Source organism: Cupriavidus sp. CPT47-8839-RL05A (assembly GCF_058792255.1).
The window spans coordinates 20,349-39,941 of sequence record NZ_JBYTEG010000035.1; the positions used below are offsets into that span (position 1 = coordinate 20,349).

A 19,593-nucleotide genomic window follows, 5' to 3' on the forward strand; every position below is an offset into this window, starting at 1 on the left:
AGGAGACGCGCACCATGTCCATCGCCACGGCCACCGAAGCCCCCGGCGCCTTCCAGGGCACCCTGACCGACAAGCTCAAGGAACAGTTCGACGCCGGCCTGCTGTCCGGCCAGGAACTGCGCCCCGACTTCACCATCGCCCAGCCGGTGCACCGCTACACCAGCACCGACCACGCCATCTGGCGCAAGCTGTACGAACGCCAGGCCGCGATGCTGCAGGGCCGTGTCAGCGATGAATTCCTGCAGGGCCTGGCCACGCTGGGCATGGACAAGGACCGCGTCCCCGATTTCGACCAGCTCAATGAAACCCTGATGCGCGCCACCGGCTGGCAGGTCGTGGCCGTTCCCGGCCTGGTGCCGGACCAGGTGTTCTTCGAACACCTGGCCAACCGCCGCTTCCCGGCCAGCTGGTGGATGCGCAAGCCCGAGCAGCTGGACTACCTGCAGGAGCCGGACTGCTTCCACGACGTGTTCGGCCATGTGCCGCTGCTGATCAACCCGGTCTTCGCCGACTATATGGAGGCCTACGGCAAGGGCGGGCTGAAGGCGAACGGGCTGGGCGCGCTGGACATGCTGTCGCGGCTGTACTGGTACACGGTTGAATTCGGCCTGATCCGCACGCCGCAGGGCCTGCGCATCTACGGCGCGGGCATCCTGTCGAGCCAGGGCGAGTCGATCTACAGCCTGGATTCGGCCAGCCCCAACCGGATCGGCTTCGATGTGCGCCGCATCATGCGCACGCGCTACCGCATCGACACCTTCCAGAAGACCTACTTCGTGATCGACAGCTTCGAACAGCTGTTCGACGCCACCCGGCCGGACTTTGCGCCGCTGTACGAAGAACTGCGCGCGCAGCCGACGCTGGGCGCGGGCGACGTGGCCCCGGGCGACCAGGTGCTCAATGTCGGCACCCGTGAAGGCTGGGCCGACACCGAAGACATCTGATCCGGCCCTCGCCGGCAAACCCGGGGCGCGCTGCCCCGCTTCCCGCTTTGTGAAACAATGCCGGCATGCCCGCCGCCACGGCGCGGGCGGGCCGGCTGTCCGCATTGATTTGCGGCCTTCGTTTTCGTTACGACCAGATCGAGCCCCTTATGACCCCTCTTTCCCCGCAAGCCCGTGTCACGCTGCTGGCAGACCTGCCCGGCTGGACCACCGTCCCGGACCGCGACGCGATCTTCAAGCGCTTCACCTTCCATGACTTCAATGCCGCCTTCGGCTTCATGACGCGCGTGGCGATCCAGGCCGAGAAAGCCGACCACCACCCGGAATGGTTCAACGTCTACAACCGCGTCGACATCACGCTGTCCACGCACGATGCCAACGGCCTGACCCAGCGCGACATCGACCTGGCCCACTTCATCGAGCGCGCCGCCGACGCGGTGACGGACTAAGCGCGGGCGCGGCGGCAGCGCCGGATCGGGCCGATGTAGGCAATCCGTAAGGAAGCGGAGGCCTGCGGCTAGTACAATCTGCGGCAGGCCCGCACCTCCCGTGTGCGCCAAGAGGCCTTCCCTCCAGCCATGCCCAACTTCCTGCCCGAACTGCCGCCATGCGTATCCTGCTGATCGAGGACGACCGCCAGATTGCCAGCGGCGTCGAAGCCGGCCTGTCCCGCGCTGGCCACCAGATGCGCGTCGTCCACGACGGCGTCTATGCCACCGAACACCTGCTGCGCGAGCAGCACGACCTGGTCATCCTGGACCTGGGCCTGCCCGGCATCGACGGCATGACCCTGCTGGCGCGCTACCGCGCCCGCAACCGCACCACCCCGGTCATCATCCTGACCGCGCGCGACGAGCTGGAAGACAAGCTCTCGGGCCTGAACGCCGGCGCCGACGACTACCTGATCAAACCGTTCGCCCTGCCCGAGCTGGAAGCGCGCGTGCGCGTGCTGCTGCGCCGCAGCCAGCACGGCGAGGCCGCCCCCGAGCGCGACGTGCGCCTGGGGCGCCTGCGGCTGTCGGGCAACGACCGCCGCATGTTTATCGACGCCCGCCCGCTGGAGCTGTCGCCGCGCGAGTTCGCGGTGCTGGAGCTGCTGCTGCAGCGCCAGGGCCGCGTGGTCAGCAAGGCGCAGCTGCAGGACCACCTGGCCACCTTTGCCCACCCCGCCGGCGAAGGCGGCGACACCGTGGGCGACACCGCGATCGAGGTCTATGTGCACCGCGTGCGCAAGAAGCTCGAGGACAGCGATGTCGAGATCGTCACCGTGCGCGGCTTCGGCTACCTGCTGCAGATCCGCGCCGGACAATGAAACCGCTCCGGCCGCCGCGGTTATCCGACACGCGGCCCTGCCTTTCGGCCTAGCCGGCAATGTGGCCTCGCTCCCGCACCTCCTCCCGGGTTTCCTGGCGCACGGCCTCCCGCATCGCAACGCGGAACGTGCCCCCGGCTTCCGCCGCCGCTGACGCCGCCGGCAACACCCCTGCGCCCGCGGCGACGCGCCAGGCCTCCCGCCCCGGCTCCAACATCAGCCTGCGCGCGCACCTGCTGCGCGCACTGGCCACGCCGCTGTTTGCACTGGTGCTGACCAGCGGCTCGCTGTCGTACTGGCTGGCGGCGCACTACACCACGCAGGTGTTCGACCGCGCGCTGTATGGCGTGGCCAACAACATCGCCCAGCAGATCCGCATTGCCGGCCCGCGCCTGGAGCAGGACATCCCGATGATCGCGCAGACGCTGGTCGAGGCCGAGGGCACCGACCGCATCTACTGGCGCATCCACGGCCCCGACGGGCTGATCGGCGGCATGGACACCTGGCTGGGCTACGGCACCGGCCAGACCACGCTGCACGATGCACGCCTGTTCTACGCCTGGTTCAGCGGCCGCCAGGTGCGCGCGGTGCGGCTGCCGGTGATGCTGCCCAGCGCCGCGGTGGACGAACTCGGCACCAGCGAGGCCGGCAAACCCGCGCGCGGGCCGATCGTGGTGGAGGTGGCGGAGCTGCTGGACCGGCGCGAGACCGCAGCCAACGAGATCCTGCTGTCGGTGTCGGTGCCGCTGATCCTGCTGCTGCTGGTCGGCAGCCTGATCCTGTCGCACGTGCTCAAGGAAGAGCTGGTGCCGCTGCAGATCCTCGCCGACAAGCTCAACCGGCAGACTGCCCGTTCACTCGCCGCGCTCGACGAGACCCAGGTGCCGGCCGAGGTGGCGCCGCTGATCCGCGGCCTCAATGCGCTGCTGGCGCGGCTGCGCGACGCGCTCGACGCGCAACGCAAGTTCATTGCCGATGCCGCGCACCAGCTGCGCACCCCGCTGACCGCGGTCAAGCTGCATGCCGACCGGGCCCAGGAAGCCGATTCGCTGGAAGTCGCCCGGCATGCGCTGCGCGAGGTGCAGACCGCCGCCGACCGCGCGGTACGGCTGTCCAACCAGCTGCTGTCGCTGGCGCGCGCCGAGCCGGGGCTGTCGCTGGAGCGTCTCGGGCCGGTGGAACACTTCGACCTGGCCGAGCTGGCCTTCGAGATCGGCGCCGAGTGGGTGCCGCAGGCGCTGGCGCAACGCATCGACCTGGGCTTCGAGATCCTGCCCGGCCCCACCTTCACCGGCAGCGCGCCCGCGGTGGTGCGCGGCAACCGGCTGCTGATGCGCGAGGCCCTGTCCAACCTGATCGACAACGCGGTGAAGTACGTGCCCGCGGGCGGGCGCATCACGGTGCGCGCCGGCGGCGAGGCCATGGGTCACCGCGGCATGGCGGTGGTGATGGTCGAAGACAACGGCCCCGGCATCCCGCCGCAGCGGCGCGAGGAAGTCTTCAAGCGCTTCTTCCGCGGCGACCGCGCCCCCGAGCCGGGCGGCGGGCGGGCGGCCAACAGCGGCGGCGCCGGGCTGGGGCTGGCCATCGTCCATGAGATCGTGACGCTGCACCAGGGCACCATCCGCATCGAGGACGTGCCGCCGGTTCCAGGTGCGGCCGGCGATGCACCGGCCGCGGACGGCGCGCCCGAACGGCGGCCGACCATGCGCTTCGTGATCCGGATCCCCTGCGAACCACCAGGATCGGTGGCCTGAACCCGCCGCTGCGCTGGCGGCGGCGCGGGTTGGGACGCGCGCCTTACTTGGCCTTCTTCTTCTTTTCCTTCGGTGCCAGCATGGTGCCGCGGCATTGCGGGCTGCCGCAGCGGCACTCGAATTCCTTCCTCAGCTTGGCGGTATAGCGCGCGTCGATGACCAGGCCGTAGTCGTAGAACAACTCCTCGCCCTGGGCAATGTCGCGCAGCGCGTGGATAAACACGCGGCCCTTCTTCTCGCGCGCCTCGCAATTGGGTTCGCAGGCGTGGTTGATCCAGCGCGCGCGGTTGCCGCCGTACTTGGCGTCGATCACGCTGCCGTCGTCCAGGCTGAAGTAGAAAGTGTGGTTGGGATCGCTGGGATCGTGCGGATGGCGCTCCAGCGCCTTCTTCCACGAAATATGCTCGCCCTTGTACTCGATCACGCGTTCGCCTTCGGCGATCTGGCCGATCGCATAGACCCCCTTGCCGTGCACGCCTGACTGGCGCACCTCGATCCGGTCGCTCGCCGTCTTCTTCTTGCCCTCGTCCGCTGCCTTGCGCTTTGCCTTGTCCGCCATTTGCCTTTCCGTGCTCGTCGCCTGTTGTGCCTGAGTGGCCCGCTGTGCCGGCCGTTCCGGCGCGAGCGGGGATGATACCGGTGCAACCGTGACACGTATACGTAACACCCCTTCCGGCGACCTCACCGTATACGCCTTGGTTGCAATTGGCACGTATACGGCACCCCGTTTCCGCCTCAGCCGCCGCCCGTTTACGTCCCCGCGTGTGGATAACCCCGCCTCGAACTGTGGACAAGCACGCGGATTGGATGTGGGCTGCCTGGGGCTGGCATGGGGATGCCTCAGGCATAAGTCGGAGGGCTTGCGGCACTGGCCTCCTCCGGATGGCTGAGTCATCCACCTCGACCAACATTGGATACGACCACTTCTCGTTTACGTAAACCGTTGAACCGAAAGACGTTTACGTGGTTTTCCACAGCAGGGGCGGGTGTTTACTTACTACTACTATTTGTATACATGAAAGAAAAAGGTAAACCGAAAGAACGAACCAACGGCGTCGGCAACAGAATGCCCCCCAAGGCATCATCCGAATGGCCGGGACCGGAAACGTCGCGATAGCGCGAAACTTTGTGGTTTTGGGTTTGGATTGGGCGTATACCTCGGGCGTATACGCCCAATCACACCGACTTGCGCGTATACGCTGCCAGACAGTATCTGGAGCCGGTCCGTAAACCGATCCTGCAAGGCGCCATGCATACCCTGAATAGCTGCTCTGTTCGCTGTCAGGCCCGGTGATCCGACAACATGCAACATAGTGCAGCCGGTGCCTCCGAGGCTGCCAGAGCGTCTGCAAGCGCTTCTAGCCGTCGCTGGCTCTACAGGCCTGTCCAAACGCCTCGGCGTGCGCAGAGGGCCTCTGAGAGCCTCTGGTGAGGGATGGGTGAGGGCACAGGCACCCGGCCCGCGCGCCATCGCGCCTGCGCGGCCTGGGTGCTCTGCCCTGTCAGCTTAGGGCGCTTTCGTCACCTTCCGCCGCTTGCGATGGCTGTACCCAGCTGCGTCGATTTGCCGCGAAGCCCAGTCTGGCGCGGCCTCGCGGAAACTGCCAGGTAACAATCTGTTCCCGGTGCGCCTTGTCCGACACGGTATCATGTGGCCCGCGGCGTCTTTGCCGGAGCGGTGCCAGTCAGGCCGTCCGGCATGCGGACGCCTGTGTTTTATCAACTCGATACGGAGTGAAGCATGACGAAAACCGAACTGATCGACGCTATCGCAGCCGGGGTGGACGGTCTGACCAAGTCCAAGGCGGAACAGGCACTGAACGTGACCCTGTCGGCCATCATGGACGCCGTGGCCAAGGGCGAAACGCTGAGCCTCATCGGCTTTGGCACGTTCAGCAAGGGCGAGCGTGGCGAGCGCATGGCGCGCAACCCGCGTACCGGCGAAGAAATCAAGGTCGAAGCAGCCAAGACCGTGAAGTTCAAGGCTGGCCAGAAGTTCAAGGACGCTGTCAACCAGTGAGCCTGACGGGCTGCACTGCAGGGCCCGAATTGTCAGACCCCGCCATGCCGCCGCCCGGTGCCCGAGGGTGCAGGCGAGCGCCAGGCGGGGGACGTTATCCACAGCAGTAAGCTGATTTTCTGCAGTATCCGCCGCATCGCTGAGTCCGCCATCGGGGCGATCGCGCGCGAAGTCTTCCAACAGGCGTCCAGCCGTGGCCGTGACAGGCCGGACCGGGTGCCGTGCCACATGGGGCCTCCATGCTTGCCCGTCCGCCGCGCCGCAGATCTCCACAGCGTTATGCACAGCGCTTTCCACAGCCGGTTCCACAGCTTTCTCCACAGGCTGCAGGCGCCATGCGCGCGGCCTGCGTTGCCGTGGCGCTGGCACTGCTGAGTGCCTGCACCACCGTCAGCGAGCCGGTGCGGCCGCAGGCGAGCGCCCTGCCCGACACCGAAAGGCCGGTGACGCGCCCGGGCGCCACGCCGCGCGAACGCATCGTCGAGATCGCCACGCAGGAATGGGCCCGCTGGGGCGGGCAGGTGGTGCGGCTGGGCCGGGACGACACCTCCTGCGTCACCTACAGCCCGGTGCCCGCACCGGAACTGCCTGCGCCACTGCCAGAGATCCCGGAGGCCCAGCCAGCTTCCCCCGCGGAGGCCGGGGCACCCGCTGCCGCCACCACCGACACCGAATCCAAGACCAACGGCAATCCGCCACCCGCCGCCAGCTGCCTGTCCTTTCCGGACGGCACCGGCATGGAAGCCACGCCCCTGGGCTGCTCGCTGGCGCGCCGCTACTGGGGCATCGTCGGCGAAGCGCCCGGGTGCCGGCAGGTGACGCAGGGGTCCTGGGCCTGGTCGGCGGTGTTTATCTCATGGGTGCTGCGCAAGGCGGGGCTGGACGAGCGCCAGTTCCTGACCGGGCAGTCGCACTCGATGTACGTGGTCGATGCCCGCGACGGCATCCTGCCCAGGCCAGCCTTCCATATCGAGCCCGTGCCCGCCATGCCCAGGCCCGGCGACATCATCTGCGCCGGGCGCGGGCGCGACCGCTATCTCGAGGACATCGCCGAAATCGGCTTCGGCACCACCCCCATGCATTGCGACATCGTGGTCGGCGTGGATCCGGCAACGCGCGTGGTGCGTGCCATCGGCGGCAATGTCCAGCAGTCGGTGTCGATGGAGGAGATCGAGCTGGGCGACTCGGGCCGGCTCGACGGCGTCACCAATTCGCATATGCCGTGGCTGCTGGTGATGCGCAACGACCTGCAGTAGCTGGTTTATTGATGTGATTTATCAGTGTGTCCTGATTTTATCTGCGTTGATTATTCGCGGGAATAATCATGCGGTTAGTCGAACAGTTCCAGTTGCGACGTATCCCGGTCGCTGGTCCCTACCCCCACCCCCAGCAGCCGCACCGGCAAGCCCCGGCGCGCATGGCCCTCGGCCAGCAGGCGCGCGTAGACGGTGCGGTCCGGCGCGTGGCCGCGGCATTCCACCGTGGTCTGGCGGAAGTCAGAGAAGCGCAGCTTCACGGTCAGCTTGTCGATGGTGTCGTGTGCCTGAGCCCGGTCGATGCGGGCTTCGAGCATGGCGATCAGCGGTTCCAGCTCGGCCATGCAGGCCTGCAGGTCGGGCAGGTCGTCGGCATAGGTCTCTTCCACGCTGATCGACTTGCGCTCGCGCTCGGGCGTGACCTCGCGCTCGTCGACGCCGCGGCACAGCTTGTAGAGCCGCGCCCCGAAGACCCCGAACTCGCGGTGCAGCCGGTCCGGCGACCACGGCCGCAGGTCGCCGCAGGTCTCGGCACCCAGGCGCCGCAGCTTGGCCGCGGTGACCTTGCCCACGCCGTGGATGCGCTCCACCGGCAGCGCGGCGACAAAGCCATCGACCGCCGCCGGCTTGACCACGAACAGCCCGTCGGGTTTGTTCCAGTCGCTGGCGATCTTGGCCACGAACTTGCTCGGCCCCACCCCGGCCGACACCGTCACCCCCACTTCATCGCGCACACGCTGGCGGATTTCCTCGGCGATGCGGGTGGCGCTGCCGGCGTGGCGGGTGCAGAGGCTCACGTCCAGGTAGGCCTCGTCCAGCGACAGCGGTTCGACCAGCGCGGTGTATTCGCGATAGATCGCGAAGATCCGGCGCGAGACCTCGCGGTACTTGTCCATCGCCGGGCGCACGATCAGCAGGTCCGGGCAATGCTTGAGCGCCTGTGCCGACGGCATCGCCGAACGCACGCCGAAGGCGCGCGCTTCGTAGTTGCAGGTGGCAATCACCCCTCGCCGGTCGGGCGAGCCGCCCACGGCCATCGGGCGGCCGCGCAGCGAGGGGTCGTCGCGCATCTCGACCGAGGCGTAGAAGCAGTCGCAGTCGCAATGGATGATCTTGCGCTGGACCGAGGGAGTGGCATCAGGCGGGGCGGACATGGTGGCCAGGCACCGTATTGGTTATCCGTGTGACGAATGAAATGGTTTGATTTTTAGTTGGTTTCATTGATCGATTGGATGATGGTGGGCTTCTGCCGCGCATTCATCCATAGCCCCTCGGCCGCATACAAGGCCAGCGACAGCCAGATCAGCGCGTAGCCGACCTGCTTCTGCGCCGGGAACGGCTCGTTCCACAGCCACACGCCCAGCAGCAGCTGCAGCGTCGGCCCGGTGTACTGCAGCAGGCCCAGCAACGACAGCGGAATGCGCCGCGCGCCGGCCGCAAAGAACAGCAGCGGCACCGCCGTGACCGGCCCGGCCAGCAGCAGCAGCCACTGCGTACCCGGCGCTGCGTGGGTGAAGCTGTCCTGGCCGGTGGCGAACAGCCAGGCCAGTGCCGCCGCGGCCAGCGGGAACAGCAGCAGCGTCTCCAGCGACAGCCCTTCCAGCGCACCCAGCGCGCCAGTCTTGCGCAGCAGGCCATAGCCGCCGAAACTGGCCGCCAGCCCCAGCGCGATCCACGGCAGCTGGCCTGCCGCCACCGTCAGCCAGGCCACCCCGGCGGCGGCTACCGCGATCGACAGCCATTGCACCCGGCGCAGCCGCTCGTGCAGGAACACCACGCCCAGCAGCACGCTGAACAGCGGGTTGATGAAGTAGCCCAGGCTGGCATCGACCACGCGGTTGGCCGACACCGCCCAGATGTAGAGGAACCAGTTGGCGCACAGCAGCGCCGCGCTGGCGCCGAACGACAGCAGCAGGCGCCGGTCCCTGAGCACCCGGCCCAGCCACGCCCACTGGTGCCGCCAGGTCAGGATCAGGCCGAGGAATACCAGCGACCACACCATCCGGTGCAGCAGGATCTCCAGCGGTGCAATGCCGGGCAGCGATTTGATATAGAGCGGGAGCAGCCCCCAGATGACGTAGGCCAGGAGGGCGTAGAGAATGCCGAGTTGCATAGGGATTTCCGGTAGATGCCGGCGATTCTACCGGCGCCGCGCGATCCCCGCCCGACGGGCGCCCGCCTGCCGTGGCCAACAAAAAACCCCATGCTCCCGAGGGAACATGGGGTTTGCGGCAGGCCCCGGGGCGGCCGGGGCAGTGTGCCGCTTACAGCTTGCGCGCGAAGCTGAACTGGGCGAAGCCCTGTTCGGCCACGTTGAACCAGGCGGCCTGGTTGTTGCGGAACACGCGCCAGTCGTCGTAGATCTTCTTGAACGACGGGTTCTTGGCGGTTTCGTCGGCGTAGGATTCCTGGGTCGCCTTGAAGCAGGCCTCCATGATCTCCTTGGAGAACGGGCGCAGCTTGACGCCGTTTTCCAGCAGGCGCGCCAGCGCCTGCGGGTTGACCGTGTCGTACTTGGCCATCATGTTGGTGTGCGCCTCGATGGTGGCGGTTTCCAGCGCGCGCTTGTACAGCGCCGGCAGCTTCTCGTACTCGGTGGCCGAGGCGTAGAACGACAGCTGCGCGCTGCCTTCCCACCAGCCCGGGTAGTAGTAGTACGGCGCCACCTTGTAGAAGCCCAGCTTCTCGTCATCGTACGGGCCCACCCACTCGGCCGCGTCGATGGTGCCCTTTTCCAGCGCCGGGTAGATGTCGCCGCCGGCGATCTGCTGCGGCACCACGCCCAGGCGCGACAGCACCACGCCGGCAAAGCCGGCGATGCGGTACTTCAGGCCCTGCAGGTCGGCCACGGTCTTGATTTCCTTGCGGAACCAGCCGCCCATCTGTGCATTGGTGTTGCCGCCCAGGAAGTTGACGACGTTGTATTCCTTGAAGAACTCGCGCATCAGCTTCATGCCGTTGCCCTGCATCATCCAGGCGTTCTGCTGGCGTGCGGTCAGGCCGAACGGGATGGTGGTGTCAAAGCACAGCGTCGGGTTCTTGCCGAAGTAGTAGTAGCCGGCGGTGTGGCCGATCTGCACGGTGTTGTTCTGCACCGCGTCCAGCACCTGCAGGCCCGGCACGATTTCACCGGCGGCAAACACCTTGATGTTGAACTTGCCGTCGGTCAGTTCCTTGACGCGGGCCGACAGCAGCTCGGCACCGCCGTAGATGGTGTCGAGCGACTTGGGGAAGCTCGAGGCCAGGCGCCATTCCACGGCCGGGTTGCTGCCGACCACGGCCGGCGCTGCCGGGCCGCTGGCGGCGGCAGGTGCTGCCTTCTCTTCACCCTTGCCGCACGCGGCCAGTGCCCCCGTGGCGGCCACGGCCGACGCTTTCAACAGAAAGGAACGACGTTCCATCTCCACTTCTCCTCTTATAGATATTGATTCGGATGCAGGCTCGCGGCTTGCATGATGCCGCGCGCCGGACCGTGACGCACCAGCCGCCGGGGTACAGCGGCTTGCGCAACGCTGTGCCTGTTGCGAACGGGCACGGCGGCGTGCCCTGCATGCCTGGCGCCGGTCGCGGGCCACGGCAAAGGGCTGTCTTACCCGAAAGACAAGCCAGCCGATTATAGCGGTGGCTCTTTCGCCACGGGGTATCGCGCAAGTGCGGGTTTTCGCTAGTCAATCGCGCCATATCCCGGGGTTTTTCGCATTGTGAGACGGCGCACAGTGTGATGGATTTTGTAACCCGGCTTGCGGTCAAATGGGTCGGCTGATAAAAAACAGTCCCGCCTCCGGAGCCCTTGCCTGCTCCGGCCATCGTTGTTGCTTGACTGAATTGCTGTCCGAATTGCCGCCAGTCTCCCGTCGAATTCCCGCCATCCCGCTTTGTCCCGGCCCTGCCGGACGCGATGGCCTGCCCCTGCGCCGCCTCGGTTTTGCCGTGCTGGCCGCGTGGGGCCTGGTCGCGTGCGCGCAGACCGGGGATGCGACGACCAGCGCGACCACCCCGCCGCCCCGCATCGAACCGCGCCCGGCGGTGCCGCCGGTGGTGACCGCTGGTTCGGCGCTAGCCGCCGGGCCTGCTGCCACGCCGGCCACGGCAAGCACGGAGGATCCGCTGGCGGCGCTGATCGCCGGCGAAGCGGCACCTGCGGCCAGCGTGACCGTGCCAGCGGCACCGGCGCCAGGCACCACGGGCGAGCCGGCTGCTCAGCCCGGCGTGCAGCCTGACGGCAGCGCGCCGGCAACCCTGGCCGGCACCAGCCCCGCTGCCGACCCGAGCTTCGTCGGACCGCCTGAACCGCCACCCCAGCCGCCGCCGCCACTGGTGCTGTTCCCGCCCCGGCTCGGCCAGTTCCAGGCCGAGGCGCCCGCCGAGCCGGCGGACAGCACCACCGGTGGCACACCGCCGGACGCCCCGCCGGTACTGCACTCGCAGCTGCCCGCCGACGACCCCGCCGGGGATTCCGTGTGGCGCCTCGGCTACAGCGGCCGCGCCGCGGCCGAGGAACGCCCGGCCACCATGCGCGCCTGCCCCGGCGGCGCGCTTTCCACCGGTATCGGCAACGGGCTGGCCTGCCGCAGCGCCGGCGAGGTCAAGATCCGCGAATCGGTGCTGGACCTGGATGGCGGCGCGCAGGTGATGCTGATCGCGCAGGCGCGCGGCACCGACGCCACCACGGTCAATGGCCGCCCCGCGGCGATCGATCCCTACGCCCTGGTGCCGCAGTTCTATACCGCCGTCAGCGGCCTGGCGGTGCTGGACGGCGCCACCATGTGGGCCGGCCGGCGCGACAATGCGCCGTTCCTGCTGTCGTCCGGCCTGCTGCCGCCCAATTCCACGGCGATGCGCTTCGGTGTCGACAACGCCAAGGTGATCGGCGATATCGGCCTGAGCTACCAGTACACCGCGCGCGCCGACCAGAACGGCCAGAACCTGCCCAGCTACCACTCGCTGCGCACCGCGCCCATCAATACCAACGAACAGGGTTCGATCCAGCTCGGCTTCACGCGGGTGGAGGCGCAGCCGCTGGTGGAAGACCCCGGCGGTGCATGGTGGGCGTCTGCGTTGCACGAGCAGAAGGGCGTGCTGTTCGGCACCAACCGGCTCGGGGTGCAGTTCGGATCGGGATCGCGCACCGCCATGACCGGCTACACCGGCATGGGACCGGCGCTGTCGCGCACGCGCGTGGCGGAATCGATGGAATGGAAGGGCCGTTCAGGGCTGAGCGGCGCGGTGGAGCAAAGCCTGCAGTTCGACCGGTCGCCGGTCGGCACGCTGCAGTGGACCACCACGCGCTTGCGTCCTGCCTACGTTGCCAGCAACCAGTTCCGCCTGAACTTCGAGGTCTCGCACGACCAGATCTCGTCCGGCTTCGGCGTCAGCGGCCAGCGCACCGCGCTGACCGTGGCGCCCACGCTGACGCTGGGCAAGTCGGCCGGCAATGCCAACCTGCGCGCCTTCTACACCTATAGCCGTGCCAGCGACGTCGACGGCATCGGCTACACCGCGCCGGCCGACGCGTGGGCCTCGCAGGCGAGCGGCTCGATCTTCGGCGTGCAGCTCAATCGGCGCTGGTAGGGGCGCTGGCGGGCGCAGGGCGCCAGTCGGCCTGCGCCGTGGCGGCCGCAGCGGGTTTGCGGCACAGCCAGTGGAACAGCAGCGTGGCTGCCAGCCCGCCGCCGATCTGGGCCAGCACGAAGCCCGGCACGTCCTGCGGCCGGATCCCGGTAAAGGTATCGGTCAGCGCGCAGGCGATGGTCAGTGCCGGGTTGGCAAACGAGGTCGACGACGTGAACCAGTAGCCCGCGGTGATATAGCCTGCCACCACGAACGGCACCAGCTGCGGCCGGCTGCGCAGCGTGCCGATGCCCACGCCGACCAGGCCGAAGGTGGCCACGCACTCGCTCCACCACATCGCCGCGCCGGTGCGGCTCTGCGCCGACCAGGCCAGCGCCGGCTCGCCGAACATCGCATGGGCGGCCAGCACGCCGCAGACGCCGCCCGCCACCTGCACCATCACATAGCGCAGCGCATCGCGCGGCGGCAGCGTGCCCTGCAGCAGCGCCGACAGGCTCACCACCGGGTTGAAATGCCCGCCCGAGACCGGGCCCAGCGACACCAGCAAGGCCACCAGCCCAGCCCCGGTGGCCAGCGAATTGGCCAGCAACGCCAGTGCGGTGTCGCCTGCGGCGAGGCGCTCGGCACGGATGCCGGAGCCCACCACGATCGCCACCAGCAGCGCCGTGCCCAGGCCTTCGGCCACCAGGCGGCGTGCGAGCGTACTCATCGCTGCGCTCCGTTGACGGCGCGCGGCAGCGATAAAGCGGAGCAACGAACGGGATACGAGAGCGGCCGCGAGGTCGCGGCAAAGGCAGTAAGGAAAACGTGCAGCGGCAAGATGGACAACGTCGCCTGAGACGACGCCTCGAACGGTGGCGGTTCAGTAGCAAGCCCGCGCGCACGCGGTGAGCGCGGACGCGACAGTGTTCCGCTCGCGCATGGAGCGCGTCAATGCGTGGCCGCTTTGTTGTGTGCAGACGCGCGGTATCGAATCGCCGCCCTGGCCGCGGGCCGTTACCGGTTGCTGGCCGCCAGCCGCAGGCCGAAGCCGACCAGCGCGATCCCGGCCAGTCGCGTTGCCAGCGTGCGCGCGAACGGCAGCGCCCGCAGCCGGCTGGCCACTGCGTTGCCCGCCAGCACCAGCGCTGCCTGGTAGGCAAGGCTGAGCACCGTGACGTGGGCCATCATCGCCGCCAGCGTGGCCGGCGACGCATCCGGGCGCAGGAACAGCGGGAAGAACGCGACGAAGAACAGCACCACCTTGGGGTTGGTCAGGCTCACCGTGAAGCCCTGGCGCAGGTATACGCGCGCGGACTTGCGCGGCTCGGGCGCGCCGGCGGTGGCAAAGCGCGTACGCAGCAGCTGCACACCCATCCAGCACAGGTACGCGGCACCGAACCATTGCAAGCCGTGGAACAAAAGCGGATTGGCCTGCATCACCGCCGCCAGTCCCGCCACCGCGGCGAGCATGTACACGAGGTCGCCCAGCAGCGTGCCGCAGACCGCTCCCATGCCGGCCGCCACGCCATTGCGCGCGGTGGCGTTGAGAATGGCGATCGTGCCCGGCCCGGGGATCAGCTGGAACACCAGGATGGCGAGCACGAAGCTGATGTAGTTCTGGATGTCGAACATGGCGGCCTGGCAGTGTTGGATGCGAGCGCGGGATGCTTCGCCGCCGCCATGTTAGTGCAGCCTGGCTTATCGCGGCAAAGGGAATGGCTTCACCGCCGCAACGCGCTTCAGCGCAGCAGGAACGCGATGTCCTCGACGCGGATCTGTGCCACCGGAATGCCCTTGCGGCGCTGGAACAGGATGTGCTGCTGCACGCGGCTGCGCTGCTCGGCAAAGGCCGCGGGATCGATCGGCGCGCCCAGGCGCATGTAGTGCTGCACCAGCAGCTTGTAGGCGCGGTGGCGCACCTGCATGGCCTCGGTCTCTGCGCGCAGCCGCCGGATCTCTGCCGGGCTGCGGTCGATTGCCTGGTGCAGCTCCTCGACCGTGCGCGCATGCAGCTCGCGGTAGACGTCGCGCTCGGCCTCCATCTGGTGCAGCTCGTCGCGCAGCGCGCGGATCTTGTGCTGCAGCTTCAGCGTTTGCGAGACCGCCTGCTGCACCCGCCCCGCCGCTCCCAGCGCGTGGCTGGCCGCGGCCATGGTGCTCTTCCACAACCCGCGCTCGTCGCCCGCAGTCTGCGGCGGCCAGCGGTTGTTTGTCCCGATCAACGTATCCATCAGACCCCCCGGTAAGAAAGTAAGCCCTGGACCGGGTGTCCGCGTTATGGGTGCGGCTTGGCCGGCTCGGTCCGCGCCGCCGGGCGGCAGCGCATCAGGGCATCGTAGAGATACATAGATCGGCTGCCAAGTAGAAGATATTTACTTCTGGGTTGGCTGTTGCGCGTTGCTGGCGTTGAGCCGGGATGTGTACGCCGTTGCGGCGACAGGACGGGGACGTGAGTCCGGATGCGTTTATGACACTGCGCCCCAATGCAAAAAGCCCGGCTGCGGGAGCCGGGCTTTTCTTGTTCTGGTGGCCTGGGACGGAATCGAACCGCCGACACAAGGATTTTCAATCCTCTGCTCTACCGACTGAGCTACCGGGCCAAAGAAGCGAAACTATAACTGGACTTTTTTGGTCAGTCAAGCGTCATGTGCGTCACAGCCTCATTGCTCGGCCGGCTCGGGCTTGTTGCGGCCCAGTTCGACGCCGAGCTGCTTGAGCTTGCGGTACAGGTGGGTGCGCTCCAGCCCGGTCTTTTCGGCCACGCGGGTCATGCTGCCGTGTTCGCGCAGCAAGTGGTATTCGAAGTAGGCGCGCTCGAACAGGTCGCGCGCTTCGCGCAGCGGCATGTCGAAGGAGAACTGCATCTCGGCCTCGGGCACGCGCGCGGGGCTGCCGTTGGCGGCGGCCTCGGCGGTGGCCTCGGGCACGATCTCTGACGAACCGGGTTCGGCAGACGGTGCCGTGGCGGGCGCGGCGGCGGTGGCCGAGCTGCTGCGCGGGCGTTCGATGCCGCGGGCCAGGCCCTGCTCGACCGCGGACAGCAGCTTCTGCAGTGCGATCGGCTTCTCAAGGAAATTGAGCGCGCCGATCTTGGTCGCCTCGACCGCCGTATCGATGGTGGCGTGGCCCGACATCATGATGACGGGCATCGTCAGCTGTCCCTGCGCGGACCATTCCTTGAGCAGGGTCACGCCATCGGTATCGGGCATCCAGATATCGAGCAGCACGAGGTCGGGCGTACCCGCTGCGCGGTATTCGCGCGCTTGCAGCGCGTTCTCCGCGAGTTCAACCACGTGGCCTTCGTCGCTGAGGATCTCCGAGAGCAGCTCCCGGATTCCCATTTCGTCATCGACTACGAGGATCGTTGCCATACTTCCCCTCTTAACCCCACCGCAGCGTTCCGGGACCGGACGCCATTGTTGACTATGTCAGTTTAACGAACAGGATCGAGATCTGTGCACCGACGATCTCCGCACCTTCCATGCGATTGCGCATCTCGATTCGCGCGCCGTGTTCGTCAATGATCTTCTTTACCATCGCGAGCCCCAGGCCCGTGCCCTTGGCTTTCGTGGTCACGTAGGGCTCGAACGCACGGCTCAGGATTCGTGGCGCAAAACCGGGACCATTGTCCGCAATGGTGAGCTTGACGGCCTGCCGGTTTTCGCCGGCAGAATCTTTGTATTCTACAGTCTCGGTGTTCAGAGTGATATGGGGCGCCGCCCTACCGGCCGCGACGTTCTCGGTGGCGGCATCCTGTGCGTTCTGCAGCAGGTTGTGGATGACCTGGCGCAACTGCGTCGGATCGCCCTTGATCTCGGGCAGCGCCGTGCCCAGCGTCGGATGAATCACCGGATGCTCGTGCACTGCGGGATCATCGATGCCATACAGGTGCAGCACTTCCGCCACCAGGCTGTTGAGCTGCAGCGACTGCAGCACCGCGGGCGGTGTGCGCGCGTAGTCGCGGAAGTCATCGACCATGCGCTTCATCGCGGCCACCTGGTTGACGATGGTGGCGGCGCCACGCTTGAGCACATCGGCGTCGGTGCCTTCGAGCTTGGGCGAGAGCTTCATCTGCAGGCGCTCGGCCGAGAGCTGGATCGGCGTCAGCGGGTTCTTGATCTCGTGCGCAAGGCGCCTGGCCACCTCGCCCCAGGCCACCGAGCGTTGAGCGGAAATCACATCGGAGATATCGTCGAAGACGATCACGTAGCCGGGCTCATCGCGCTCGCCGCCGGGCAGGCGTGCGCCGCGCACCAGCAGCGTAAGCGGCTGTTCCTCGCCCTGCGGCAGCTCGATCTGCTTCTGCCAGTGCTCGGCGCCGCCCAGCACCTCGCTGGTGTTCTGGTCCGAGAAGGCCTGGCGCACGATCTCGCCGAACGGCCCCATGCCAGGGATCTGCTCAACCGGCAGGCCCAGCACCGCGCCGAACGGCTGGCGGAAGATGCGCTCCGCGCCCGGATTGGCGGTAATCAGCACGAAGCGGCGGTCGAACACCAGCACGCCGGCGGTCAGGTTCTGCAGCACGCTTTCCAGGTAGGCCTTCGATTGCTCGAGCGCGGTGCGGTTCTCTTCCACCGCCAGCCGCGCCTCGGCCAGCTGGCGCGTCATCTGGTTGAACTGCTGCGTGAGCATGCCGAGCTCGTCGCGGCTTTTCAGTTCGCGCTTGGGCGAGAGGTCGCCCTCGGCCACTTCCTTGGTCCCCTGCAGCAGCATCAGCAGCGGCCGCGCCAATTGCCCGCCCAGCAGCAGCGCCAGCATCACCGCGATGAACACGGCCAGGAACAGCGTCAGCGTCAGCGTGCCGATATACATCTTGCGCAGGCCGGTGCGGCCCAGCGCCTTCTCCTGGTATTCCTGGTATGCGCGCTGGACCTCGTCGGCATTGCGCGCGAGCACCGCCGGCACCGGGTGCAGCACCTGCAGGTAACGCTCTTCGCGCACGGTCTCGCCAACCAGGCCGAAGCCGCTCGACGGCGATTCCTCCGGGCGGCGCTCGACGGACAGGCCGGAACCGGCCCAGCGCGGCGGCTTGGCCAGCGCGCGCGGGGCGCTGCCGCCTGCCGCGTCATCCTGTGCCGTGGTCGGGCTGGCGCCCAGCGGAATGATCACGCGCAGCCGGTACAGGTGGCTGCTGTCGACGCGCTCGGGGCTCGGGCTGCCGTCGCCCGACGGGTCGGTGCCGCCCTCCACCGCCGCGTAGCCGCCGGCCAGCCGTGCCTGTTCGGCCAGCACGCCCGAAGGCAGGTCCGGCACCAGCGACGCGTAGTTGCTGGACGCCGTGGCCAGCACGCGGCCGCTGCCGGTGAAGATGGCGGCTTCCTGGACGCCATACTGCTCGCGCAGCCGGTTCAGCTGCAGCGAGGTGGCCACGCCGGAGGCGCCGGCGAGCTGCTCGGCCATCAGGCGTGCCTTGACCTGCAGGTCGGCGAGCGAGCTGTCGATGGTGGAGCGGCCCAGGTTCAGGCCGGCCTCGAGCGCGGTTTCCACGCGCACGTCGAACCAGGACTCGATGCTGCGCGAGACGAACTGCAGCGATACCAGGTAGATCAGCACGCCGGGCAGCACGCCCACCACGCCGAAGAACACGGCGAGCTTGGTCATCAGCCGCGTGCCGAACTTGCCGCGGCGATAGCGCAGCCACAGCGTCAGCGCCAGCGCACCCACGATCAGCACCAGCAGGGCGCCGATCACCAGGTTCACCTTGAACAGCAGCGTGAAATAGCGATCGAAGAATTCGGTGTTGGCCGATGCGCCGGCCAGCAGGCCCACCAGCACCAGCGCCAGGAAGACGATGATCCCGGCCACGACGCGGTACAGCACGCGCCGGAACCGGCTGTCCCACAGCGAGTTGTTCATGGCTGGCTCGAGGCGGGCTGCAGCAGCAGTGCGGGCGACAGTCCGTACGACACCGTCTGCATGGTCAGGCCGCGTGAGTCAATGGCAGCGGCAGGCGCCGACGCAGGCGCGGGTACGGCGGGCGAGGCCGGCAGCGCCGGCGATGCGGGCCCTGGGGCTGGCGCGGGCGGCGGCGCTGCGGGCGGCGGGGGTGGCGGCGCTGCGTTCAGGTCCGTCGGCACCGTATAGGCGAAGCGCCGCCAGTCGGAGGCCAGGTTCCATTCACGCGTGTTGACGGCGTTGATCTGGAACGGCTTGGGCAGTTGCGACAGGTCCAGCCGCATGCGCACTTCCGCGTGGTAGGTCTCGCCCGGCTTGACCACATTGCGCTCGAACACGCGCCAGCCGCGCACGCGCTGGATGAACTGCAGCGCGCCCTTCAGGCGCGTGAACGGCAGCTGCAGGCCGCCGGTGGAGACACGGTACTGGCGCGTCAGCGGCTGGTACGACAGGCGCACGCTGCGGGTGGTGTTGACCGGCTTGTCGTCGAACCAGTACCAGCGCGAGCGCGAGAGCTGGAAGTCGACCGCGAAATAGAGGGAGATGCCCTTGTGCAACGCGTCTTCCAGCGCGGGCGGCAGGTCGAAGTCGAAGCTGGCGGCGAGCTCGAAGCCGCCGTCCTGGAACTCGATGCGCGCCTCGGTGGCCTCGATGACCTGCGCGCGCGCGACGGGCGGCAGCCACAGTAGCGAGGCGAGCGCCAGCACCAGTGCCAGCCACCACCGCGCCAGCAGGCCACGCCTGCCCGCGCCGCCGGGGCGCAGATGCAGGCACGCCCGGTCCGCGGCAGCGTCCACGTTCGTGTCCACCATGACGCGGAAGTCTGACAGGCGCGGCGTGCTCAGCATCGGATCAG

17 protein-coding genes and 1 tRNA gene are annotated in these 19,593 nt (G+C 67.9%); 7 read left to right on the forward strand and 11 right to left on the reverse strand.

Going from position 1 to position 19,593, the window contains the following annotated elements:
- Window positions 1-14: 14 nt before the first annotated feature.
- The 4 genes from phhA to AC3WVS_RS30040 all read left to right on the forward strand — a co-directional run bounded on the left by phhA (window position 15) and on the right by AC3WVS_RS30040 (window position 4,013).
- Complete coding sequence (gene phhA / locus AC3WVS_RS30025; RefSeq protein WP_492321554.1) at window positions 15-944, forward strand: phenylalanine 4-monooxygenase; 930 nt, start codon at window positions 15-17, stop codon at window positions 942-944.
- A gap of 149 nt (window positions 945-1,093) precedes the next feature.
- A complete protein-coding gene (locus AC3WVS_RS30030) occupies window positions 1,094-1,393 on the forward strand; it encodes a 4a-hydroxytetrahydrobiopterin dehydratase (RefSeq protein WP_492321555.1) in 300 nt (99 codons plus the stop codon).
- 158 nt (window positions 1,394-1,551) lie between these two features.
- Window positions 1,552-2,256, forward strand: coding sequence for a response regulator transcription factor (locus AC3WVS_RS30035; protein WP_011616251.1), 705 nt, complete (start codon window positions 1,552-1,554; stop codon window positions 2,254-2,256).
- Between the two features lie 128 nt (window positions 2,257-2,384).
- A complete protein-coding gene (locus tag AC3WVS_RS30040) occupies window positions 2,385-4,013 on the forward strand; it encodes a sensor histidine kinase N-terminal domain-containing protein (RefSeq protein ID WP_492321556.1) in 1,629 nt (542 codons plus the stop codon).
- A gap of 43 nt (window positions 4,014-4,056) precedes the next feature.
- Here AC3WVS_RS30040 and AC3WVS_RS30045 read toward each other — a convergent pair whose 3' ends face one another.
- Window positions 4,057-4,572 carry an SET domain-containing protein gene (locus tag AC3WVS_RS30045; protein WP_492321557.1) on the reverse strand — a complete coding sequence of 172 codons (516 nt, stop codon included), beginning with the start codon at window positions 4,570-4,572 and terminating at the stop codon, window positions 4,057-4,059.
- 1,182 nt (window positions 4,573-5,754) lie between these two features.
- Between AC3WVS_RS30045 and AC3WVS_RS30050 the strand changes: the two genes are divergently transcribed.
- A complete protein-coding gene (locus tag AC3WVS_RS30050) occupies window positions 5,755-6,033 on the forward strand; it encodes an HU family DNA-binding protein (RefSeq protein ID WP_010811309.1) in 279 nt (92 codons plus the stop codon).
- 239 nt (window positions 6,034-6,272) lie between these two features.
- Window positions 6,273-7,289: a DUF2272 domain-containing protein gene (locus AC3WVS_RS30055; protein ID WP_492321558.1), complete on the forward strand. Its 1,017-nt coding sequence runs from the start codon at window positions 6,273-6,275 to the stop codon at window positions 7,287-7,289.
- A gap of 74 nt (window positions 7,290-7,363) precedes the next feature.
- Here the strand turns inward: AC3WVS_RS30055 and dinB are convergent, their stop codons facing one another.
- The 3 genes from dinB to AC3WVS_RS30070 form a co-directional block, all read right to left on the reverse strand.
- Window positions 7,364-8,443 (reverse strand): DNA polymerase IV, encoded by a 1,080-nt coding sequence (gene dinB, locus AC3WVS_RS30060; RefSeq protein ID WP_492321559.1) that lies wholly within the window; start codon window positions 8,441-8,443, stop codon window positions 7,364-7,366.
- 53 nt (window positions 8,444-8,496) lie between these two features.
- Window positions 8,497-9,402, reverse strand: coding sequence for an EamA family transporter RarD (gene rarD / locus AC3WVS_RS30065; RefSeq protein WP_492321560.1), 906 nt, complete (start codon window positions 9,400-9,402; stop codon window positions 8,497-8,499).
- Between the two features lie 151 nt (window positions 9,403-9,553).
- The gene (locus AC3WVS_RS30070; protein WP_492321561.1) at window positions 9,554-10,690 is read right to left on the reverse strand and encodes a TRAP transporter substrate-binding protein; all 1,137 of its coding nucleotides are present in this window, start codon (window positions 10,688-10,690) and stop codon (window positions 9,554-9,556) included.
- Between the two features lie 349 nt (window positions 10,691-11,039).
- On the opposite strand from AC3WVS_RS30070, the gene AC3WVS_RS30075 reads away from it, so the two are divergent.
- Window positions 11,040-12,860: a carbohydrate porin gene (locus AC3WVS_RS30075; RefSeq protein ID WP_492321562.1), complete on the forward strand. Its 1,821-nt coding sequence runs from the start codon at window positions 11,040-11,042 to the stop codon at window positions 12,858-12,860.
- Here the strand turns inward: AC3WVS_RS30075 and AC3WVS_RS30080 are convergent.
- From AC3WVS_RS30080 to AC3WVS_RS30110, 7 genes are all read right to left on the reverse strand, one after another.
- Entirely contained in the window at window positions 12,844-13,569 is a 726-nt protein-coding gene (locus AC3WVS_RS30080; protein ID WP_492321563.1) for an aquaporin, read from the reverse strand. The genes AC3WVS_RS30075 and AC3WVS_RS30080 overlap by 17 nt on opposite strands.
- Before the next feature lie 287 nt (window positions 13,570-13,856).
- Window positions 13,857-14,474, reverse strand: coding sequence for a LysE family translocator (locus tag AC3WVS_RS30085; RefSeq protein ID WP_492321564.1), 618 nt, complete (start codon window positions 14,472-14,474; stop codon window positions 13,857-13,859).
- A 107-nt stretch (window positions 14,475-14,581) separates the two neighbouring features.
- The gene (locus AC3WVS_RS30090) at window positions 14,582-15,073 is read right to left on the reverse strand and encodes a hypothetical protein (protein ID WP_492321565.1); all 492 of its coding nucleotides are present in this window, start codon (window positions 15,071-15,073) and stop codon (window positions 14,582-14,584) included.
- Window positions 15,074-15,366: 293 nt separating this feature from the next.
- Window positions 15,367-15,442, reverse strand: a tRNA-Phe gene (locus AC3WVS_RS30095).
- Between the two features lie 60 nt (window positions 15,443-15,502).
- Window positions 15,503-16,213, reverse strand: coding sequence for a response regulator (locus AC3WVS_RS30100; RefSeq protein WP_492321566.1), 711 nt, complete (start codon window positions 16,211-16,213; stop codon window positions 15,503-15,505).
- Between the two features lie 52 nt (window positions 16,214-16,265).
- Window positions 16,266-18,698, reverse strand: coding sequence for a sensor histidine kinase (locus tag AC3WVS_RS30105; RefSeq protein WP_492321567.1), 2,433 nt, complete (start codon window positions 18,696-18,698; stop codon window positions 16,266-16,268).
- Window positions 18,695-19,585 (reverse strand): DUF4390 domain-containing protein, encoded by an 891-nt coding sequence (locus tag AC3WVS_RS30110; RefSeq protein ID WP_492321568.1) that lies wholly within the window; start codon window positions 19,583-19,585, stop codon window positions 18,695-18,697. The genes AC3WVS_RS30105 and AC3WVS_RS30110 overlap by 4 nt, the downstream gene beginning before the upstream one ends.
- Between the last annotated feature and the right edge of the window lie 8 nt (window positions 19,586-19,593).

What these genes read in the sequence shown, in the direction of transcription:
- dinB (WP_492321559.1), bottom strand. Translation starts at nt 8,443, where the DNA reads ATGTCCGCCCCGCCTGATGCCACTCCCTCGGTCCAGCGCAAGATCATC.
- AC3WVS_RS30035 (WP_011616251.1), top strand. Translation starts at nt 1,552, where the DNA reads ATGCGTATCCTGCTGATCGAGGACGACCGCCAGATTGCCAGCGGCGTC.
- AC3WVS_RS30070 (WP_492321561.1), bottom strand. Translation starts at nt 10,690, where the DNA reads ATGGAACGTCGTTCCTTTCTGTTGAAAGCGTCGGCCGTGGCCGCCACG.
- AC3WVS_RS30045 (WP_492321557.1), bottom strand. Translation starts at nt 4,572, where the DNA reads ATGGCGGACAAGGCAAAGCGCAAGGCAGCGGACGAGGGCAAGAAGAAG.
- AC3WVS_RS30100 (WP_492321566.1), bottom strand. Translation starts at nt 16,213, where the DNA reads ATGGCAACGATCCTCGTAGTCGATGACGAAATGGGAATCCGGGAGCTG.
- AC3WVS_RS30030 (WP_492321555.1), top strand. Translation starts at nt 1,094, where the DNA reads ATGACCCCTCTTTCCCCGCAAGCCCGTGTCACGCTGCTGGCAGACCTG.
- phhA (WP_492321554.1), top strand. Translation starts at nt 15, where the DNA reads ATGTCCATCGCCACGGCCACCGAAGCCCCCGGCGCCTTCCAGGGCACC.
- AC3WVS_RS30080 (WP_492321563.1), bottom strand. Translation starts at nt 13,569, where the DNA reads ATGAGTACGCTCGCACGCCGCCTGGTGGCCGAAGGCCTGGGCACGGCG.
- AC3WVS_RS30105 (WP_492321567.1), bottom strand. Translation starts at nt 18,698, where the DNA reads ATGAACAACTCGCTGTGGGACAGCCGGTTCCGGCGCGTGCTGTACCGC.
- AC3WVS_RS30075 (WP_492321562.1), top strand. Translation starts at nt 11,040, where the DNA reads ATGGGTCGGCTGATAAAAAACAGTCCCGCCTCCGGAGCCCTTGCCTGC.
- rarD (WP_492321560.1), bottom strand. Translation starts at nt 9,402, where the DNA reads ATGCAACTCGGCATTCTCTACGCCCTCCTGGCCTACGTCATCTGGGGG.
- AC3WVS_RS30090 (WP_492321565.1), bottom strand. Translation starts at nt 15,073, where the DNA reads ATGGATACGTTGATCGGGACAAACAACCGCTGGCCGCCGCAGACTGCG.
- AC3WVS_RS30055 (WP_492321558.1), top strand. Translation starts at nt 6,273, where the DNA reads ATGCTTGCCCGTCCGCCGCGCCGCAGATCTCCACAGCGTTATGCACAG.
- AC3WVS_RS30085 (WP_492321564.1), bottom strand. Translation starts at nt 14,474, where the DNA reads ATGTTCGACATCCAGAACTACATCAGCTTCGTGCTCGCCATCCTGGTG.
- AC3WVS_RS30110 (WP_492321568.1), bottom strand. Translation starts at nt 19,585, where the DNA reads ATGCTGAGCACGCCGCGCCTGTCAGACTTCCGCGTCATGGTGGACACG.
- AC3WVS_RS30050 (WP_010811309.1), top strand. Translation starts at nt 5,755, where the DNA reads ATGACGAAAACCGAACTGATCGACGCTATCGCAGCCGGGGTGGACGGT.